Genomic DNA, 16,252 nt, shown 5'->3' on the forward strand with positions numbered 1-16,252 from the left:
CCGCGAAAGGTCTGAACAGGCTCAGAAACTGACAGGAAAAAACCCGTAAACGCAAGCCCGCGCTACCGGTTCGGACCGGTTACTCGGGCTTTCTGGGGATAAAACTGGCGAAGTCCGCGAGCTGGCGTTTTTCGGGCCGATCAGGCCTGATCGTTGATCAGTCTTCTCAGCAATTCGAGCTCCTGCGCCAGCGTGTTGTCGACGCCTGAAAGATCCTCGATCTTGCGCACCGCATGCAGCACCGTCGTGTGGTCGCGGCCACCGAAACGCCGTCCGATCTCCGGCAAGGAGCGCGGTGTCATCACCTTCGACAGGTACATGGCGACCTGCCGCGGCTTGACGATCGTACGCGTGCGCCGGTTGGACAGAAGTTCTGTCTTCGACACATTGTAGTGGCGCGCGACGATGCGCTGGATGTCCTCGATGCGCACCCGCTTCGGCTCGCCCGAACGATAGATGTGGCCGAGGATCTCGTCGATGCGGTCGATGGTGATCTGCGGTTCGAACGACTGGCGAAACAGAAGCTGGTTGAACGCACCTTCGAGTTCGCGCCCGCTGCCGGTCACCGTGCGAGCGACATGGTTGAGGATCTCGTCCGAGATGTCGAGCGACGCATCATCGGCCTTGGCGGTAGCAAGGCGCAGCTTGAGCATGCCGATGCGCATGGCGAAATCCGGCGCCGACATTTCGAGCGCGACGCCGCCGTTGAGGCGCGAGCGGACGCGGGGCTCCAGTGATTCCAGTTCCGACGGCGGCCGGTCGGCTGCGACCACCACCTGCTTGGCGCTGTCGAGCAGCATGTTGATCAGATGGCAGAATTCATGCTGGATCGACTTGCCTTGCAGGAACTGCATGTCGTCGATGATGAGAAGGTCGATGTCGCGTAGCTGTTCCTTCAGCGTCAGCGCGTTGTTGTCGCGGATCGCGGTGGCAAACCGCCACATGAAATATTCGGCCGTGAGATAGACGACACGCGACTTCGGATTTTGCTTCAGCGATTCCGCCGCGATCGCCTGCAGCAGGTGCGTCTTGCCCAGCCCCACCGTCGCGTGAAGAAAGAGCGGATTGAAGCGTACGGCGCTCGACTGCGATTCCGCCACCGCTTTGGCGGCGGCAAACGCCACCCGGTTCGACGGTCCCTCGATAAAGGAGCCGAACGTGTAGCGCGGGTCAAGCGGCGAACCGAGCACATTGTGCCGGAACTCGGTCTCTGCAGGCGTTCCCGGGCGAGGTGCCGGTACCCGCTCCAGCCTGCCGGGGCTTGCTGTTCCCGCGGCCAGCGCCGTTTGCGCTTGCCTGGTCATCTTGCGCGTCGGGGCCACTTCGGGCTCGACGCCGTTGCGCCCCGGGCGGGTAGCGGTGCGCACGACGATCTCGACCTTGAGGATTTCAGGATCCTCGTGTTTCCAGAGCTCGGCGATGAGGTCGAGATAGTGGCCGTTGATCCACGAGCGCAGGAAGGCGGTGGGAACCGAGATGCGGACAATGCCCCGGGACGCCTCGGCGACCTTCATGCGTCCGAACCAGCTCGAATAGACTTCGGTTCCAAGACGCGCCTTCAACTGGGCCTTGACCCGGTCGAACTTTTGTTCCGCGTCGATGGAAGCCGACATATCGTCCCCTTCGGTTAAGGTTCCAGGGAATGGGAGGTCGCCCGTAAGCTCCCTTTCGATGCCGCTCTGCATGATCGAGTTCCTTGTCCTTTTGTACCTTTTCCGCCGGGAATGCGCCTCCTGCATCCATGTTTCCGGCGACCGTGTCCTCGCTGCGACACCATCGCCGCCGCCGGCAAATGATGTCGCCTCATTGTCAGGGAACCGGCGCCGCCTCATCAGAGCCAGCCCGCTTTGGTCATGTCAGGGCATACAACTCCCTCCGGCGAAAACGCCGGCGCGTTATTGATCTGCCATGTACAATTACGCCAATCCCCTACCGTATCGAAAAGACAAACCAAGCCCGTACGCGGAAATGATCCACGTCACGAATTCTGCCATTTTTTGCTGGCCGATTCAGGCTGGGTTAAGGGCCAACGGCCCGTCCCTCTCGATAGACCGACATTAACGAAATCGCTGTGGATAGGGCAAGGCCACGCCTAACGGATTTTTAAGGAATGTGGTTAGCGCAGACGGGTTCGGAGCCTGCGTTGCACTGGCATGTTTTGACAAAGCCATTGTGATTCAAACCCTTTTCCGGCGAATATGAAAAAGGCCGCATCGCGCGAAATTTTCTGAAATAATTTTCTTGACAGGCAAATGTTCCCCATCCCCCGCGCCCGATGTGAACAAGCTGTGGATGACCGTCAATAACATATTGAAAAATATAGCTGATTTTTGACAGCCGATATCTTCGCCGTGAACGCTTTCAGCGGCTGCGCCTATCAGCAGGCATGTATATGCCGGCAAAGCATTTCGAACATTGAAATCGTGCGGAGTGTCCGTTTGCGAGATTTCTTTTTAAGTAGTTGCCGGCAAACGAAAAAACCCGGCACGAGCGGCCGGGCTTGAAGAGGACAAGATCAGTAAAGGTATATTAGGCCGACAGCACCTTGAGTCGCTGCGCCAGGCGCGAGACCTTGCGGGACGCCGTATTCTTGTGCACCACGCCCTTGGTCGCGGCGCGCATCAATTCCGGCTCCGCCACCTTGAAAGCAGCCTGCGCGGCAGCCTTATCGCCCGAGGCGAGCGCCTCTTCGACCTGGCGGATGTAGGTCCGCACGCGCGAGCGGCGGTTCTTGTTGATCGCCGTGCGACGGGCGATCTTGCGCGTTGCCTTTTTGGCCGAGGAGGTATTGGCCATGATGCCTCTCTTCTGATCTGGTGAGCGCATGCGGGATGCCGCAGGGCGCAAAAACAAACGGGCAGCCACAGGGCCGCCTCGGTTGGTGCGGCTTATAGTTCAGCTTTTCCGGCGCGTCAACGCTGCTTCGCCTTCTTTTTGGCCGCTGCTGTCGCTCGCTTCTGGCCGCTGTCGTCACGATCTATCGGTTCGTGAAATTTGGCTTCCGCTTCTCGGCAAAGGCCGCCATGCCTTCCTTCTGGTCATCGAGCGCAAACAGCGAGTGAAACAGCCGGCGCTCGAACCGCAGCCCTTCGGCCAGTGTCGTTTCATAGGCGCGGTTGACGGCCTCTTTCGCCATCATCACCGACGGCAGCGAAAAATCGGCTATCTTGGCCGCCGCCTTCAACGCCTCCTCGAGCAGCTCGACGGCGGGCACCACACGCGACACCAGACCGCAACGCTCGGCTTCCGCCGCATCCATCATCCGTCCGGTCAGGCACATGTCCATCGCCTTCGATTTGCCGACGAAGCGGGTGAGGCGCTGCGATCCGCCCATGCCCGGCATGACGCCGAGCGTGATCTCGGGCTGGCCGAACTTGGCGTTGTCGGCGGCGATGATGAAATCGCACATCATCGCCAGTTCGCAGCCGCCGCCGAGCGCATAGCCGGCCACCGCCGCGATAACAGGCTTGCGCGCCCGGGTGAACTCTTCCCAGCCGACAAAGAAGTCCTGCACATAAGCGTCGACAAAGGAGATCGCCTGCATTTCCTTGATGTCCGCACCTGCCGCGAAGGCTTTTTCGGAGCCGGTGATGACCATCGCGCCGATGTCGGCATTCGCGCAGAAGCCATTCACGGCCGCTACCATTTCCGCCAGGACCTGGGAGTTCAGCGCATTGAGCGCCTTCGGCCGGTTCAGCGTGATCAGCCCGACCTTGCCGCGGGTTTCCACGATGATCGTTTCATAGGCCATGACTGTATCTCCTCACTCGGTCATCTAACTTACATCTGGCGTCCAGCTCATACTCGGCATCTAGGTCACACCAGGCACCTAGCTCACACCCGGCACCTAGCTCACAACTGACAGGTCCGGCAATAGAAGGTGGAACGCCCGCTTTGCACGATGCGCTCTATATGGCCGCCGCAGCCGTGCTTGGAGCAGGGTTCGCCCTCGCGATCGTAGACCGCGAACGAATGCTGGAAATAGCCCAGAGACCCGTCGGTCTGCATATAGTCGCGCAACGACGATCCGCCGGCGGCGATCGCGTCGGCGATCACCGCGCGGATGGCTTCGGCCAGGGCGTCGCGCTGCTGTTTGGCCTTCTTTCCAGGTTTTGCTATGGTGCCCGCCTCGCGCAACGGCGACAGACCGGCGCGCCACAGGGCCTCCGACACATAGATATTGCCGAGCCCGGCGATCAGCCGCTGATCGAGAAGTGCTGCCTTCAGCGGCGACTTCCGGCCTTTCAGCAGCGAGGCGACCAACTCGCCGTCCAACGCATTGCCTGTCGGCTCGACGCCCAGCCCCGCGAGCATCGGATGCGTGTCGGGTGCCCCTTCGGAAAACAGCATGAAGCCGAAACGGCGCGGATCGTTGAAGGTCACGCGGGACCGGGTGCCTTCGGGAGAGACGATATGGAAGACGACATGGTCGTGTACCGCGCTTTTCGAGCGCTCGTGATAAAACGCACCCAACATTTCGCTGCTATCGGGCATTTCGCTGTCATCGGACGTTTCGATGCGGAACGAACCCGACATGCCGAGATGGCAGATCAGCACCGGACCGCCTTTCAGGTGCATCGTCAGGTATTTGGCCCGGCGGCCGAGCGCTGTAATTGTCTTGCCGGTCAGCCTCTCCAAGAATTTTTCGGGAAACGGAAAGCGCAGGTCGGGCCGGCGTGCCTCGACGCGGGCGATACGGGCGCCTTCCAGAACCGGCTGCAGGCCCCGCCGCACCGTTTCGACCTCAGGCAACTCAGGCATGGCCGCATATCGATGCATAGAAGGAGGTGCCGTGACGGCCGCGTGCCAGACCAAGATGCTCGGCGACGGTTTCACCGATGTCGGCGAACGTCGTTCTGAGCCCAATGTCGCCGCCAAAACCTGGTCCCGTGCCGATCACCGGAATGCGTTCGCGTGTATGATCGGTGCCGTGCCAGGTCGGATCGTTACCATGGTCTGCCGTGAGGATGAGAAGGTCGCCTTGCCTCAGCCGTGCAAGCGCCTCCGGCAGCCGCCGGTCGAAGGCCTCGAGCGCGGCGGCATAGCCGGCAACATCGCGCCGATGGCCGAACTCTGTGTCGAAATCGACGAAATTGGCGAAGACGAGATCGCCGTCGCCCGCGTCAGCCATCGCGCCGAGCGCCTTGTCGAACATCGCCATGTTGCCGGCGGCCTTACGCACTTCCGAAATGCCGCGATGGGCGAAGATGTCGCCGATCTTGCCGACCGCGATGACCCGGCTGCCGCGCGCCGTCAACCGGTCGAGCAGGGTCGGTTCAGGCGGCGGCACCGAATAGTCCCGGCGGCTGTGCGTCCGTTCGAAGCTGGCGGCGGTTTCCCCAATGAAGGGCCGCGCGATCACCCGTCCGATGTTCAGCGGATCGACCAGCCTGCGCACCACCTTGCAGAATTCGTAGAGCCGTTCCAGGCCGAAGTGAACTTCATGCGCGGCGATCTGCAGGACGGAGTCGACCGAAGTGTAGCAGATCGGCTTGCCGGTGCGGATATGCTCCTCCCCGAAACGCTCGATGATCTCAGTGCCCGGGGCATGGCAATTGCCGAGAATGCCCGGCACCTCTCCTTCGCGGATGATCGCTTCGGTCAGTTCGGCTGGAAAGGCGGGAACCGTGTCCGGGAAATAGCCCCAGTCGAAGCGAACCGGCAAGGCGGCGATTTCCCAATGGCCTGATGGCGTGTCCTTGCCGCTCGAAATCTCCTGCGCCGCGCCATGGAAGGCGGAGGCGAGATGGGCCTCGCCGCCGCTGTCGATGCTGAATCCTGTCGCGGTTTTCGCTGCGTGGCCCAGGCCGAGCGAGAGCATGTTGGGTATGAAAAGCGGGCCTTTGCGCAGCCCCTCGCGATCCGCCCGGCCTTCGGCGCAGGCTCTAGCGATGTGCCCAAACGTGTTGGAACCGGTGTCGCCATAGCGCTCAGCGTCGGCCGCGCCGCCGATGCCGAAGGAATCGAGAACAAAAAGGAAGGCGCGCGCCATTGCAGGGATTCATTATTATCGTTTGTCTGTCCGCCCAGACATAGGGGGCCGCGCCGCCATTGGCAATTCGGAAGCAGACGGCTTGGCGCGATAGTTGAGATGTGTCGAAATGCCGGCATCGGCGTGGATCGACGAAAACCAGCAGGGAACTCAGGCATGCCTTGAAGGCCTCCGCAGCCATCATGACGCTGCTGGGTGCGGCCTGGTCAAACCCGGTGCGCGCCGATTGGCGGGATGACATCGGCACGTTTCGTGTCGGCATCGTCGCCGAACCCGGCGCCGGCAACACCGTTCCGCGTCTGGCGCTGTTGACGGACGCCTACACCAAGGCGCTCGGCATGAAGGTGGAGTTTGTCGTTTCCGCGACTACGCGGCGCTGATCGAGGCGCAAGCCAACGTCCACATCGAATATGCGGTCTATTCGGCGACCGCCTACGCCATCGCATCCGAACGTTGCGAATGCGTCGAGCCTCTTGTGGCGCCTGTCGATTCCGACGGCGTGATCGGCATCCGATCCGTCTTGCTGACGCGGGACGGCAAGGTCCCAGATCTGGCCGCGATGGAGGCACATCGGGTCGCCATGGTGCCTCCGGACAGTGTCGGCGGTTCTCTTGCCGCTTGCCGGGCTGGCCGCCGAAGGCGTCAAGATCGCCGAGGATGCGCCATTTCTGACGCACGCCAATTCGGCTGCGGCGGCTGAAACGATGCTGGTCGATGGCGAGGCCGATGCCATCTTCGGCTGGATGCCGGCGGTGGCCGATGGCCAGCCGGATGTTGCGGGCGGCACGTCGCCAGGCTGGAAATGACAGGGCTTTCGAAAGCAGCACTTCAGGTCGTGTGGACGTCCGGCCTGCTGCGGTATGGTCCCCATGCCGTCCGCAGCGATTTCGGTCCCGAAGCCAAACGGCGGCTCACCGTGTTTCTCATGAATCTCAGATCGATGTCGCCGGATGTCTACGATCTTCTGGAATCGAAACATTCCGGCGGCTTCGCCGTCGCTGGCCCGAAGGATTACGCGATGGCTGCAGCCATCGTGCGCCTGGTGTCAGGCAACGGCCGATAGCCATGGCGGCCGGAGTGGGGCGCGGTCGTTTCAGCAGGTGCTGCAGGGAATCGTCGGGCTCCTGCGGGGCCTGAGATAATAGGTTTCGCCCATCGATATCGAGTCGAAAGCCGAACTCAATCCGAGCCGCTTCTCACTGTCCACCGACCAGGTGATGATCGGCTGGTATGCGAGATTACTTTCGACGCGAATGAGAAAGGTGCCCTTGATCTCGAGCGCCGGTGGAACCTTGGTGATTGAGTTTTTGGCGGTGGCGGCGCTGAAGGCGCTACCGACCATCTTGCGTGACCACACGACCAGCACCTTCGGCGTCGTTTCGTCCGTGACCTGTATTGCGGTGATGATGATTTCCGGGGTCGATCGGTTGTACGGCCGAAGGGTGGAGTTGCCGATCTGCATGATCGCATCGAGATCGGCTGCCGTGATGGTCTGCTGCTGGGTAACGAGATCCGCCACCATGCTGCCGATGCGACTGACCTTTTTGCTGGTCTCGATGGCTTGTGAGGCTTCCATGGTCATGAAGTACATGATCAGCAGGACGGGCACGATGAAGGCAAACTCAACGGCCGCGACACCGCGGCGATCGGAGCAGAACCGGATGGTTTTCGTGCATATCCCAGCGATCCTCATATGTGCCCCCGCACGCCCCATGCCTCCGTCCTTTTCCCACCCACGCAACGGTGCGTTTTCAATTGTCGAACGGCTCGTTCTGCCAGGTCACCGATGCGAAATGCAACGTGTTGCCGTCGTTCAGATTGGCCATCGACTTGGCCATGAAATCGGTCATGACGGGCCATTTGTAAAAAACCCGCAGCATGTTTATTGATTCAGCCAAGCCCGGGGATACCGTAAAAGCCGCGGGGTCCGTGCCGGTCAGAACGATTTCGCGGTCTTGGATCTTGAAGCCCGCCTGGGCCGCGGCGGCGAAGGTCGGATACTCGCGCAGGTCCACCTCCAATCCCGGGCAGTCCTTGGCGACCATGATCTCCAGTCGGCTGCAGATCATGGTCTTCAGCGTGGCCTCGGTCACATCGGCCTGCCTTACCTGGCCCGTCCGTAGCTGGCGCGCGACATCGTCGGTGATGTTGGCCATCACCTCTTGCCCGGCAAATGAAATGCAGCTTTCCATTATGGCAAAGATGAGGAGCGCAAATGGCACGGCAAGCATCGCGAACTCCAAAGCCGTGCTGCCGCGCCGGTCGCCAAGGAAGCGCGCGGAAAAGCCTGCGAGTCCTGCTCTGATCATGTCCCGTGTCTGCCGATCCTGAAGGGGTGTCGGAGGGAATATTAGCGGAAACCCATTGAAGTGCGGTTTGTATGATCGTTAAATTCGAGGGAAAGGTTTTAACAGGCCGATAACCGAAGCGGCATTTCAGCGGGGTGAGAACAATCCGCTCGTTACCGGCCGGCGCTCATCTCGGCTTCCGAGGCCTTCTCCGCATCGCTTTTATACGAGCTTTCGCAATACGGCGTGCAGGACATGGTCTGTATTTCGGCACGCCGATAGATGCGCACCGACGACGCGTCCTGCCGCACGACAGTGATCTGCTCGTCGACGATCGGACGGCCCTCTTGATCGAGGACGACGAGGTTGGTTACGCCGAAGCCTTTGCCCGTCAGCACGATCGTCGAAGCATCCTGCACGGAGGCGTCGGCGATCGCCGGGTTGCCGACGACGATCGTATCGGCGGCGCTCGACAGTTTGACGATCTTCGCCTGGTTCATCGTGACCTCGATGCCGGCGCCAGCCTTGACCGGCACGACAAAGGCCGTGGCGGCAAGGAGCGCGGCAATCGGAAAGGACGATCTCGGCCCGGTCATTGAAGCGCTCCACGGCGGCAAACTGCTCAATGGAACATGAACGAGATTGGTGAACCAACGGTTAATCGGAGAAGTGCCGTGATGATGTCGAGATCGGAATCGTGATCGCCTGCAGCGGGCCGCCCTTATCCCAAATCGCTAAATTGCGCCTTTCGCGGCCCTTGACGTGCCTGTCGGGCCATAGCGTCACTTAGTTTACGGTTAACCACGCAATGTCTTCGAAGCCGGAAAGGAATCGGTAAGGCTGTTTATTAAGCCGATCGAAAGAGCTTCTCCGTAGATTGGCAGTATCCGATCAGCCGCCAAGAGAAGTTGACGGAACTGCTGTAACACGTGGAGTAGGAGCTCTCGAATGTCTAATCTCATTGCACGTTTTGTGAAGGACGAATCCGGCGCGACCGCTATCGAATACGGTCTGATCGCCGCTCTCATCGCGCTCGCCATCATGGTCGGCGCCGGCTCGCTGGGCAACGCGCTGAACGCGAAGTTCAACGGGATCGCCACTTCGGTCAACGCTTCGTAACAGATCACGACGTCCTGTCGTTTTCCAGAACAGGGCCGCCTCACTGGCGGCCCTGTTTCGTCGTACGCAGATTTTCAGCTCGCAGTCTCATCAATCGTTAATCGAACATGTCTAAGCTGGGCTAGGCATAGTTGACCATAGGCCCGCGCAGATGCTTGAAGCCCTGATCTTCGTAGTCTTTCCGTTCTGCATGCTTTTCGCCGCGATCTCCGACATGCTGTCGATGACGATCGCCAATCGCGTGCCGGTGCTGCTTGTGGCAGTCTTCGCCCTGGTCGCGCCGCTGACGGGAATGGACTGGGCAACCTATGGCTGGCATTTCGCCGCCGGTGGCCTGGTTCTCGCCGTGACCTTCGGTCTGTTCGCGCTCGGCGGCATGGGAGGCGGCGACGCCAAGCTGCTGGCCGCCACTGCCGTGTGGATGGGACTCAATGTCCATCTCATCCAATATCTCGTGGTCTCGACATTCATCGGTGGCCTGCTGACGCTCGCAATCCTCGTCTATCGGAAATCGCCGCTTGCCGCCGTTACAAGCCATAATCCGTTTTTACGCCATTTCGCCGACGAGACATCAGGCGTTCCCTATGGCATCGCGCTGGGCATCGGCGGCCTGCTCACCTTTCCGAATTCGCCCTTGATGGCGTGGGCACTTGCAAGGCTGGCGGTCTGATTCTCGCCGCCAACATTTTCTCGTCAGACCATGCCTACAATTCTTCGATTTGGCGTTGAAGCAGGCAGCTTGGCAGCCTTTTTTTTGCGGTACGGAGCGATGCCTCAAATTTATGTAAACGTTAAATTAATCACGATCGTAAGTATTAAATTAACCTTGTTTTGACGATTGCCGCTGCAAGGTCCGGCTTGGTTACGTGGTTTGCCAAGGCGAGGTTCGGACAGATGCCAGCATCCCGACTGATCATTCTAGGCGTGGCGGTGGCCGCGGCGGGTGGCGCAGGATATGTTGCAAAAAACATGGTGGCGGCTCCGCCGCCTCAAATCGTCGATTCCGGCCCCGCGGCGCCGGCAATCGCGCTGCAGGACGTGCTTGTCCTGACAGGCGACGTTCCGATGGGCAGCCCGCTCGAGAACAACATCAGCTGGCAGTCCTGGCCGGCCGACGGCGTCAACGCAAATTTCATCACCCGCGCCGCGGAGCCCGATGCGCTTGAGAAGCTGAAAGGCGGCGTCGCCCGTGTCGCGATGTATGCCGGCGAGCCACTGCGGCGGTCCAAGCTGATCGGCGAGGGACAGAGCTTCATGTCGTCGATCCTGCCCTCCGGCATGCGGGCCGTCGCCACAGCCGTATCGGCCGACACTTCGGCCGGCGGCTTCATTCTTCCCAATGATTTCGTCGATGTCATCATGACCCGCAGAGCCGATGCCGCGGGCGGCGGCAGCGGTTTTACGACCGAAACCATCCTCAAGAACATACGCGTCCTGGCGATCGACCAGACCATCCAGGAGGACGAGGAAGGCAAGAGGACCAGGGTCGGCCAGACCGCGACGCTGGAGCTGACACCGCAGCAGGCGGAAATCATCACCGTCGCCCAGCAGATGGCGGATCGCCTGACGTTGGCGCTGCGGTCGATCAGCGACACCCAGGAGAAGAATCTGGGCGAGGCCGATTATCTCGTGTCCGGCAATGGGCGGCGCGGAACAGTACGATTGATCAAGTCAGGCGAAGTTTCCGAAGTGGGGGCAAGGCAATGAGGCTAAACGCTAGACTGCCGGTCGCCCTGGCTGCGGCTATCGGCCTGTTCCTCCTTGGGACGAATGCGCAAGGCCCCGTCGAGGCGAATGCGGCAGGCAGGAAGGCCGAGGTGTCGGCTACGACAGCCACCCAGCGCGTCAAGCTCGGCCTCAACAAATCGGTGGTCATCGACCTGCCGAGCGATGCCTATGATATTCTCGTCGCCAACCCGGCGGTCGCCGATGCGGTGACCCGCACCGCCAGGCGCATCTATCTGTTCGGAAAGGCGGTGGGCGACACCAACATCTTCGTCTTCGGCCCCAATGGCGAACAGATCGTCAGCCTGGATCTGGCAGTCGAACGCGACGTCGCCGGATTGGAAGACTATATCAGGCGCTTCATCCCATCATCGACCATCACTGTCGAATTGCTGAACGACAACGTCGTCCTGACCGGAACCGTGGACACTCCCCTGGATGCCAAGCGCGCGGTCGATCTGGCCACCATCTTCGTGTCCGGCGGCGAAGCGACCACGGGACAATATTCGCAGACCGCCTCTGGCGGCTCGGCCGAAGCCGGTGTCGACATCGACAATCCGGATTCCGAGCGTCGTGTCAGCAAGATCGTCAACCTCTTGCAGATCATCGGTGACGACCAGGTGACGCTAAAGGTGACGGTCGCGGAAGTCAGCCGCTCGGTGATGAAGCAGCTTGGCGTCAACCTGATCGGAAACGGCGACAGCAATGGCATCAGTTGGAGCGCATTGACCAGCCCCGCATACGGACTGGGAAAACCCCTGTCGCAATTTTCGGGACTTTCAATCGGCACCTCGGCGCTTCAAGCGTACATCAACGCCATGGAGCAAAGCGGTGTCATGAAGACGCTGGCCGAACCGACACTGACCGCGGTCTCGGGAGAGAAAGCGACGTTCAAAGTCGGCGGTGAATTCAATCTAATCACAAGCCGAACGAACAACGTTTCAAGCGACAATCAAACGGGCCAGGTTACTTACACTAACGAAAAGCTCGAATATGGAATTGGCCTCGAATTCCAGCCTGTCGTGCTCTCGGCCGGCCGCATCAGCCTTAAAGTGAGGACGTCGGTTTCGGAGCCTACGACGGAAGGCGCCACAGTGCTCGAAGCGGCCGGTGATTTGCCCGGCACCACTTTGCTGTCGATCCGCAAGCGGCTGGCCGACACCACCGTTGAACTGCCTTCCGGAGGTTCGATGATGATCGCCGGCTTGGTTCGTGACGACATCCGGCAGGCGGTCGCCGGGCTGCCCGGGCTGACCAAGATCCCAGTGCTTGGCACGCTGTTCCGTAGCCGGGACTTCGTCCGCAACGAGACTGAGCTCGTCATCATCATCACGCCCTACCTGGTGAAGCCGGTGACGCGGAACGCTCTTGCCAAGCCGGACGACAATTTCAACGCCGCCAGCGATGGCGCCGGCATGTTCCTTGGCCGTGTCAATCGCGTCTACGGCACCATGCAGACCGACAAGCCCAACGGCCGTTACCACGGCGTTGTCGGCTTCATCTACAAGTAAGCGGGGAAGCGGACATGTCTCAGTCAGCGTTGAAGGCAAGGACGAACACCGCAGCGATGCGGTCCGGCCGTTCGCGTATCTACAGGCCAGCCATTCCGGTCCTGGCGGTTGCGGTCGCGGCATTGCTGGCTGGCTGCGCCGATCTCAAGCGGGACAGCATCACGGTCGGCGCCGTTCCGGACGATTATCGCACCACCCATCCGATCGTGATTGCTGAGAAGAACCTGAAGATCGACCTTCCGGTCGGCGCCGGCGATCGCGGCATGACCGGCTCTCAGCGCGACACCCTTCTGGGCTTCCTGGATGGCTACGACAAGAGCGCCGCTCCGACCCTTACGATTTCGATCCCGAGCGGTTCGGCCAACGAGATCGCCGCGATCGCGGCCGGTCGCGATTTCGCCAGACTTGCGATTGCCAGCGGCATCAGCCGGAACCGGATCGTCATGACCACCTACCAGTCGGTTTCGGCCGAAGCGTCCGCGCCGATCCGCGTCGCCTATGTCTCGGTGAAGGCGCAGACCGACAGATGCGGACGCTGGCCCGAAGACCTGCTGCAGACATCGGAAAACAAGCACTACGCCGATTTCGGCTGCTCGTATCAGAACAATCTTGCTGCCCAGATGGCTAATCCGGCCGATCTGATCGGGCCGCGCAAACAATCCGATATCGACGCGGAAAATCGCGGCGCGGTGATCGACGTCTACCGCCAGAGAGGCATTTCGGAAGAGTTCTTCGGCAATTCGGAAGTTGAGTATTGAGCTTGAGCCGCGCAAGTCACGGAAAGAAATGACGATGAGCAATCTTGCCTACGACACTCCTGTAGATGGCGGCGAAACCTCGCAGCAGGACATCGCCGCGATGCAGGCGTTGCGGCCGATTCCGCGCATTTCGATTCAGGCATTTTGCGAGACCGAGGGCGTTGCCAACCCGGTCGAGCGCGCCGCCGAGGATCGTCGCATGGCGAAGGCCCATCTGAAGGTCCATATGGGTGGCATCGCCACCGCCATCGAATTCTACCAATCGGCGCCGACACCGAACCTGATCCTGCTGGAATCGCGCAGCGAGCCGACGCAATTGCTCGAGCAGCTAACGCAGCTCTCGGAATATTGCGATCCGACCTCGAAGGTCGTGGTCATCGGCCACTACAATGACGTCGGGCTTTATCGCGAGCTCATCCGCTCCGGCATTTCCGAATATGTCATCGCGCCGGTGTCGATGGCCGATATCGTCAGCGTGATATCGACGATTTTCGTTGATCCGGAAGCCGAGCCGATCGGCCGCTCGATCGCCTTCATCGGCGCCAAGGGTGGCGTCGGCTCCTCGACCCTTGCCCACAATGTGGCTTGGGCGATGTCGTCGCTGTTCAAGTCCGAAGTGGTTGTCGCCGATCTCGACCTGGCTTTCGGAACGGCCAACATCAATTTCGATCAGGATCCCGCGCAAGGCATTGCCGAAGCCGTTTTCTCACCGGAGCGCCTCGACGAGGTCTATCTTGATCGGCTGCTTGCCCAGTGCGCCCAGCATCTGTCGCTGCTTGCAGCGCCTTCAACGCTCGAGCGGGTCTATGATTTCGATCCCGACGCTTTCACGCAGCTTATCGACACGGCGCAGCGCAGCGTGCCGCTTCTGGTGCTCGATGTTCCGCACGTCTGGACGGGATGGACCAAGAACATACTGGTCAAGGCCGACGAGATCGTGATCACGGCGACGCCGGAGCTGGCCAATCTGCGCAACACCAAGAATCTGGTCGACATGTTCAAACGGCTTCGCCCGAACGATCCGCCGCCGAAGCTGATCATCAATCAGGCCGGCGTGCCAAAGCGTCCGGAGATTTCGTCATCCGACTTCGCCGATTCGCTCGGCCTGTCCCCGATGTCGGTCATTGCTTTCGAACCGCTGCTGTTCGGAAACGCCGCCAACAACGGGCGCATGCTCGGCGAAATGGATGCCAAGAACCCGGTTGTCGGCACGGTCAACGAGATTGCGCATGTGCTGACCGGTCGCAGCGAAATCAAGGCAAGAAAGAAAGCTGGCCTCGGCAATTTCCTTGGCAAGCTCTCGCGCAGCAAGAAGTGATGCTTCCGGAGCGGAATTGGTAATCGATCATGTTTGGTAAAAGAGGCAGCGACGACGGCAGCCGGTTCACCCCGGAATTCCGTCAGCCGGCACCTGCGCCTGCCGCGCCGGCGGCAAACCCTGCGGAAACGGCGGTTCTTGCCAGGCCCGCACCGCCGCCGTCGCTTGGCGCGTCTGCCGCGCCGCCGCCCGTGCGCCGTGCGGTCGAGGCGCCGCCATTGGCGCCGGAGCCGAAAAAGGTTCAGCGCCAAAAGAGCGAAACCTACTATGACACCAAGAGCCAGGTCTTTGCCGCGCTCATCGACACCATCGACCTGTCGCAACTCGCCAAGCTCGATCCCGAAAGCGCACGCGAGGAAATCCGCGACATCGTCAACGACATCATCGCGATCAAGAATTTCGCGATGTCGATTGCCGAGCAGGAAGAACTGCTCGAGGACATCTGCAATGACGTGCTGGGTTACGGGCCGCTAGAGCCATTGCTCGCTCGCGACGACATCGCCGACATCATGGTCAACGGTTCCAAGAACGTCTACATCGAGGTCAACGGCAAGGTCGAGCAGACCGGCATTCGTTTCCGCGACAACCAGCAGCTCCTCAACATCTGTCAGCGCATCGTCAGCCAGGTTGGCCGCCGCGTCGATGAATCGAGCCCGATCTGCGACGCGCGTCTTCCCGATGGTTCCCGCGTCAACGTCATCGCGCCGCCGCTCGCCATCGACGGCACAGCGCTCACCATCCGCAAGTTCAAGAAGGACAAGCTGACGCTCGATCAGCTGGTCAAGTTCGGCGCCATTTCGCCGCACGGCGCCGAGATTCTCAAGATTATCGGCCGCGTCCGCTGCAACATCGTCATTTCAGGCGGCACCGGCTCGGGCAAGACGACGCTGCTCAACTGCCTGACCAACTATATCGACCGCGAGGAGCGCGTCATCACCTGCGAGGACTCGGCCGAGCTGCAACTGCAGCAGCCGCATGTCGTGCGTCTGGAAACCCGCCCGCCCAACCTCGAGGGCGAGGGCGAGGTGACGATGCGCGACCTGGTAAAGAACTGCCTGCGCATGCGGCCCGAGCGCATCATCGTCGGCGAAGTGCGCGGACCTGAAGTGTTCGATCTTCTGCAGGCGATGAACACCGGCCATGACGGCTCGATGGGCACGATCCACTCGAACAGCCCGCGCGAATGCCTGAACCGTATGGAATCGATGATCGCTATGGGCGGCTACACGCTGCCGCAGAAAACCGTGCGTGAGATCGTGGTTGGTTCGGTGGACGTGATCATCCAGGCTGCACGCCTGCGCGACGGATCACGTCGCATCACCCACATCACCGAGGTGATTGGAATGGAGGGCGACGTCATCATCACGCAGGACATCGTCCTCTACAACATAAAGGGCGAAGACGCGAACGGCAGGCTGCTGGGTGAGCACGTGTCGACAGGTATTGGTCGCCCGCACTTCTGGGAGCGCGCCCGCTATTATGGCGAGGAACAGCGCCTCGCCAATGCGCTCGAGGCGATGGAGAAACGCGCTGACTGATGT

The 16,252-nt window shown here is 60.8% G+C and carries 15 protein-coding genes and 1 pseudogene; 8 read left to right on the forward strand and 8 right to left on the reverse strand.

The features are described from left to right. Nucleotides 1-140: 140 nt before the first annotated feature. The 5 genes from dnaA to ACWUKX_RS00495 form a co-directional block, all read right to left on the reverse strand. On the reverse strand, nucleotides 141-1,613 hold the full coding sequence (gene dnaA, locus ACWUKX_RS00475; protein ID WP_456002885.1) for a chromosomal replication initiator protein DnaA: 1,473 nt from the start codon (nucleotides 1,611-1,613) through the stop codon (nucleotides 141-143). Nucleotides 1,614-2,529: 916 nt separating this feature from the next. Next, on the reverse strand, nucleotides 2,530-2,796 hold the full coding sequence (gene rpsT, locus ACWUKX_RS00480; RefSeq protein WP_029356919.1) for a 30S ribosomal protein S20: 267 nt from the start codon (nucleotides 2,794-2,796) through the stop codon (nucleotides 2,530-2,532). A 181-nt stretch (nucleotides 2,797-2,977) separates the two neighbouring features. Continuing rightward, on the reverse strand, nucleotides 2,978-3,751 hold the full coding sequence (locus tag ACWUKX_RS00485) for an enoyl-CoA hydratase (protein ID WP_127211873.1): 774 nt from the start codon (nucleotides 3,749-3,751) through the stop codon (nucleotides 2,978-2,980). Between the two features lie 101 nt (nucleotides 3,752-3,852). Next, nucleotides 3,853-4,761, reverse strand: a complete 909-nt coding sequence (gene mutM, locus ACWUKX_RS00490) for a bifunctional DNA-formamidopyrimidine glycosylase/DNA-(apurinic or apyrimidinic site) lyase (protein WP_456002887.1) — start codon at nucleotides 4,759-4,761, stop codon at nucleotides 3,853-3,855. Continuing rightward, nucleotides 4,754-5,992, reverse strand: coding sequence for a phosphopentomutase (locus ACWUKX_RS00495; protein WP_456002889.1), 1,239 nt, complete (start codon nucleotides 5,990-5,992; stop codon nucleotides 4,754-4,756). The genes mutM and ACWUKX_RS00495 overlap by 8 nt, the downstream gene beginning before the upstream one ends. A 182-nt stretch (nucleotides 5,993-6,174) precedes the next feature. Here ACWUKX_RS00495 and ACWUKX_RS00500 point away from each other — a divergent pair. Further along, nucleotides 6,175-7,134: pseudogene (locus tag ACWUKX_RS00500) on the forward strand (phosphate/phosphite/phosphonate ABC transporter substrate-binding protein). Here the strand turns inward: ACWUKX_RS00500 and ACWUKX_RS00505 are convergent. The 3 genes from ACWUKX_RS00505 to ACWUKX_RS00515 all read right to left on the reverse strand — a co-directional run bounded on the left by ACWUKX_RS00505 (nucleotide 7,086) and on the right by ACWUKX_RS00515 (nucleotide 8,876). Beyond that, complete coding sequence (locus ACWUKX_RS00505; RefSeq protein WP_456002891.1) at nucleotides 7,086-7,706, reverse strand: TadE/TadG family type IV pilus assembly protein; 621 nt, start codon at nucleotides 7,704-7,706, stop codon at nucleotides 7,086-7,088. The pseudogene ACWUKX_RS00500 and the gene ACWUKX_RS00505 sit on opposite strands and share 49 nt — an antisense overlap. A 37-nt stretch (nucleotides 7,707-7,743) precedes the next feature. Next, a complete protein-coding gene (locus tag ACWUKX_RS00510; RefSeq protein WP_456002893.1) occupies nucleotides 7,744-8,301 on the reverse strand; it encodes a TadE/TadG family type IV pilus assembly protein in 558 nt (185 codons plus the stop codon). A gap of 152 nt (nucleotides 8,302-8,453) precedes the next feature. Then, on the reverse strand, nucleotides 8,454-8,876 hold the full coding sequence (locus ACWUKX_RS00515) for a pilus assembly protein N-terminal domain-containing protein (protein ID WP_456002895.1): 423 nt from the start codon (nucleotides 8,874-8,876) through the stop codon (nucleotides 8,454-8,456). A gap of 352 nt (nucleotides 8,877-9,228) precedes the next feature. Here ACWUKX_RS00515 and ACWUKX_RS00520 point away from each other — a divergent pair, with 352 nt between their 5' ends. The 7 genes from ACWUKX_RS00520 to ACWUKX_RS00550 all read left to right on the forward strand — a co-directional run bounded on the left by ACWUKX_RS00520 (nucleotide 9,229) and on the right by ACWUKX_RS00550 (nucleotide 16,249). Then, nucleotides 9,229-9,399, forward strand: a complete 171-nt coding sequence (locus tag ACWUKX_RS00520) for a Flp family type IVb pilin (RefSeq protein WP_456002897.1) — start codon at nucleotides 9,229-9,231, stop codon at nucleotides 9,397-9,399. A 151-nt stretch (nucleotides 9,400-9,550) separates the two neighbouring features. After that, complete coding sequence (locus tag ACWUKX_RS00525; RefSeq protein ID WP_456002899.1) at nucleotides 9,551-10,069, forward strand: A24 family peptidase; 519 nt, start codon at nucleotides 9,551-9,553, stop codon at nucleotides 10,067-10,069. A gap of 224 nt (nucleotides 10,070-10,293) precedes the next feature. Then, nucleotides 10,294-11,106 carry a Flp pilus assembly protein CpaB gene (cpaB, locus tag ACWUKX_RS00530; protein WP_455838386.1) on the forward strand — a complete coding sequence of 271 codons (813 nt, stop codon included), beginning with the start codon at nucleotides 10,294-10,296 and terminating at the stop codon, nucleotides 11,104-11,106. Continuing rightward, a complete protein-coding gene (locus ACWUKX_RS00535) occupies nucleotides 11,103-12,635 on the forward strand; it encodes a type II and III secretion system protein family protein (protein WP_456002901.1) in 1,533 nt (510 codons plus the stop codon). The genes cpaB and ACWUKX_RS00535 overlap by 4 nt, the downstream gene beginning before the upstream one ends. A 14-nt stretch (nucleotides 12,636-12,649) precedes the next feature. After that, a complete protein-coding gene (locus tag ACWUKX_RS00540) occupies nucleotides 12,650-13,393 on the forward strand; it encodes a CpaD family pilus assembly protein (protein WP_456002903.1) in 744 nt (247 codons plus the stop codon). Nucleotides 13,394-13,427: 34 nt separating this feature from the next. After that, nucleotides 13,428-14,711: an AAA family ATPase gene (locus tag ACWUKX_RS00545; protein WP_456002905.1), complete on the forward strand. Its 1,284-nt coding sequence runs from the start codon at nucleotides 13,428-13,430 to the stop codon at nucleotides 14,709-14,711. A gap of 29 nt (nucleotides 14,712-14,740) precedes the next feature. Beyond that, nucleotides 14,741-16,249 carry a CpaF family protein gene (locus tag ACWUKX_RS00550; protein ID WP_456002907.1) on the forward strand — a complete coding sequence of 503 codons (1,509 nt, stop codon included), beginning with the start codon at nucleotides 14,741-14,743 and terminating at the stop codon, nucleotides 16,247-16,249. The last annotated feature ends 3 nt before the right edge of the window (nucleotides 16,250-16,252 follow it).

Source organism: Mesorhizobium sp. f-mel (assembly GCF_053850215.1).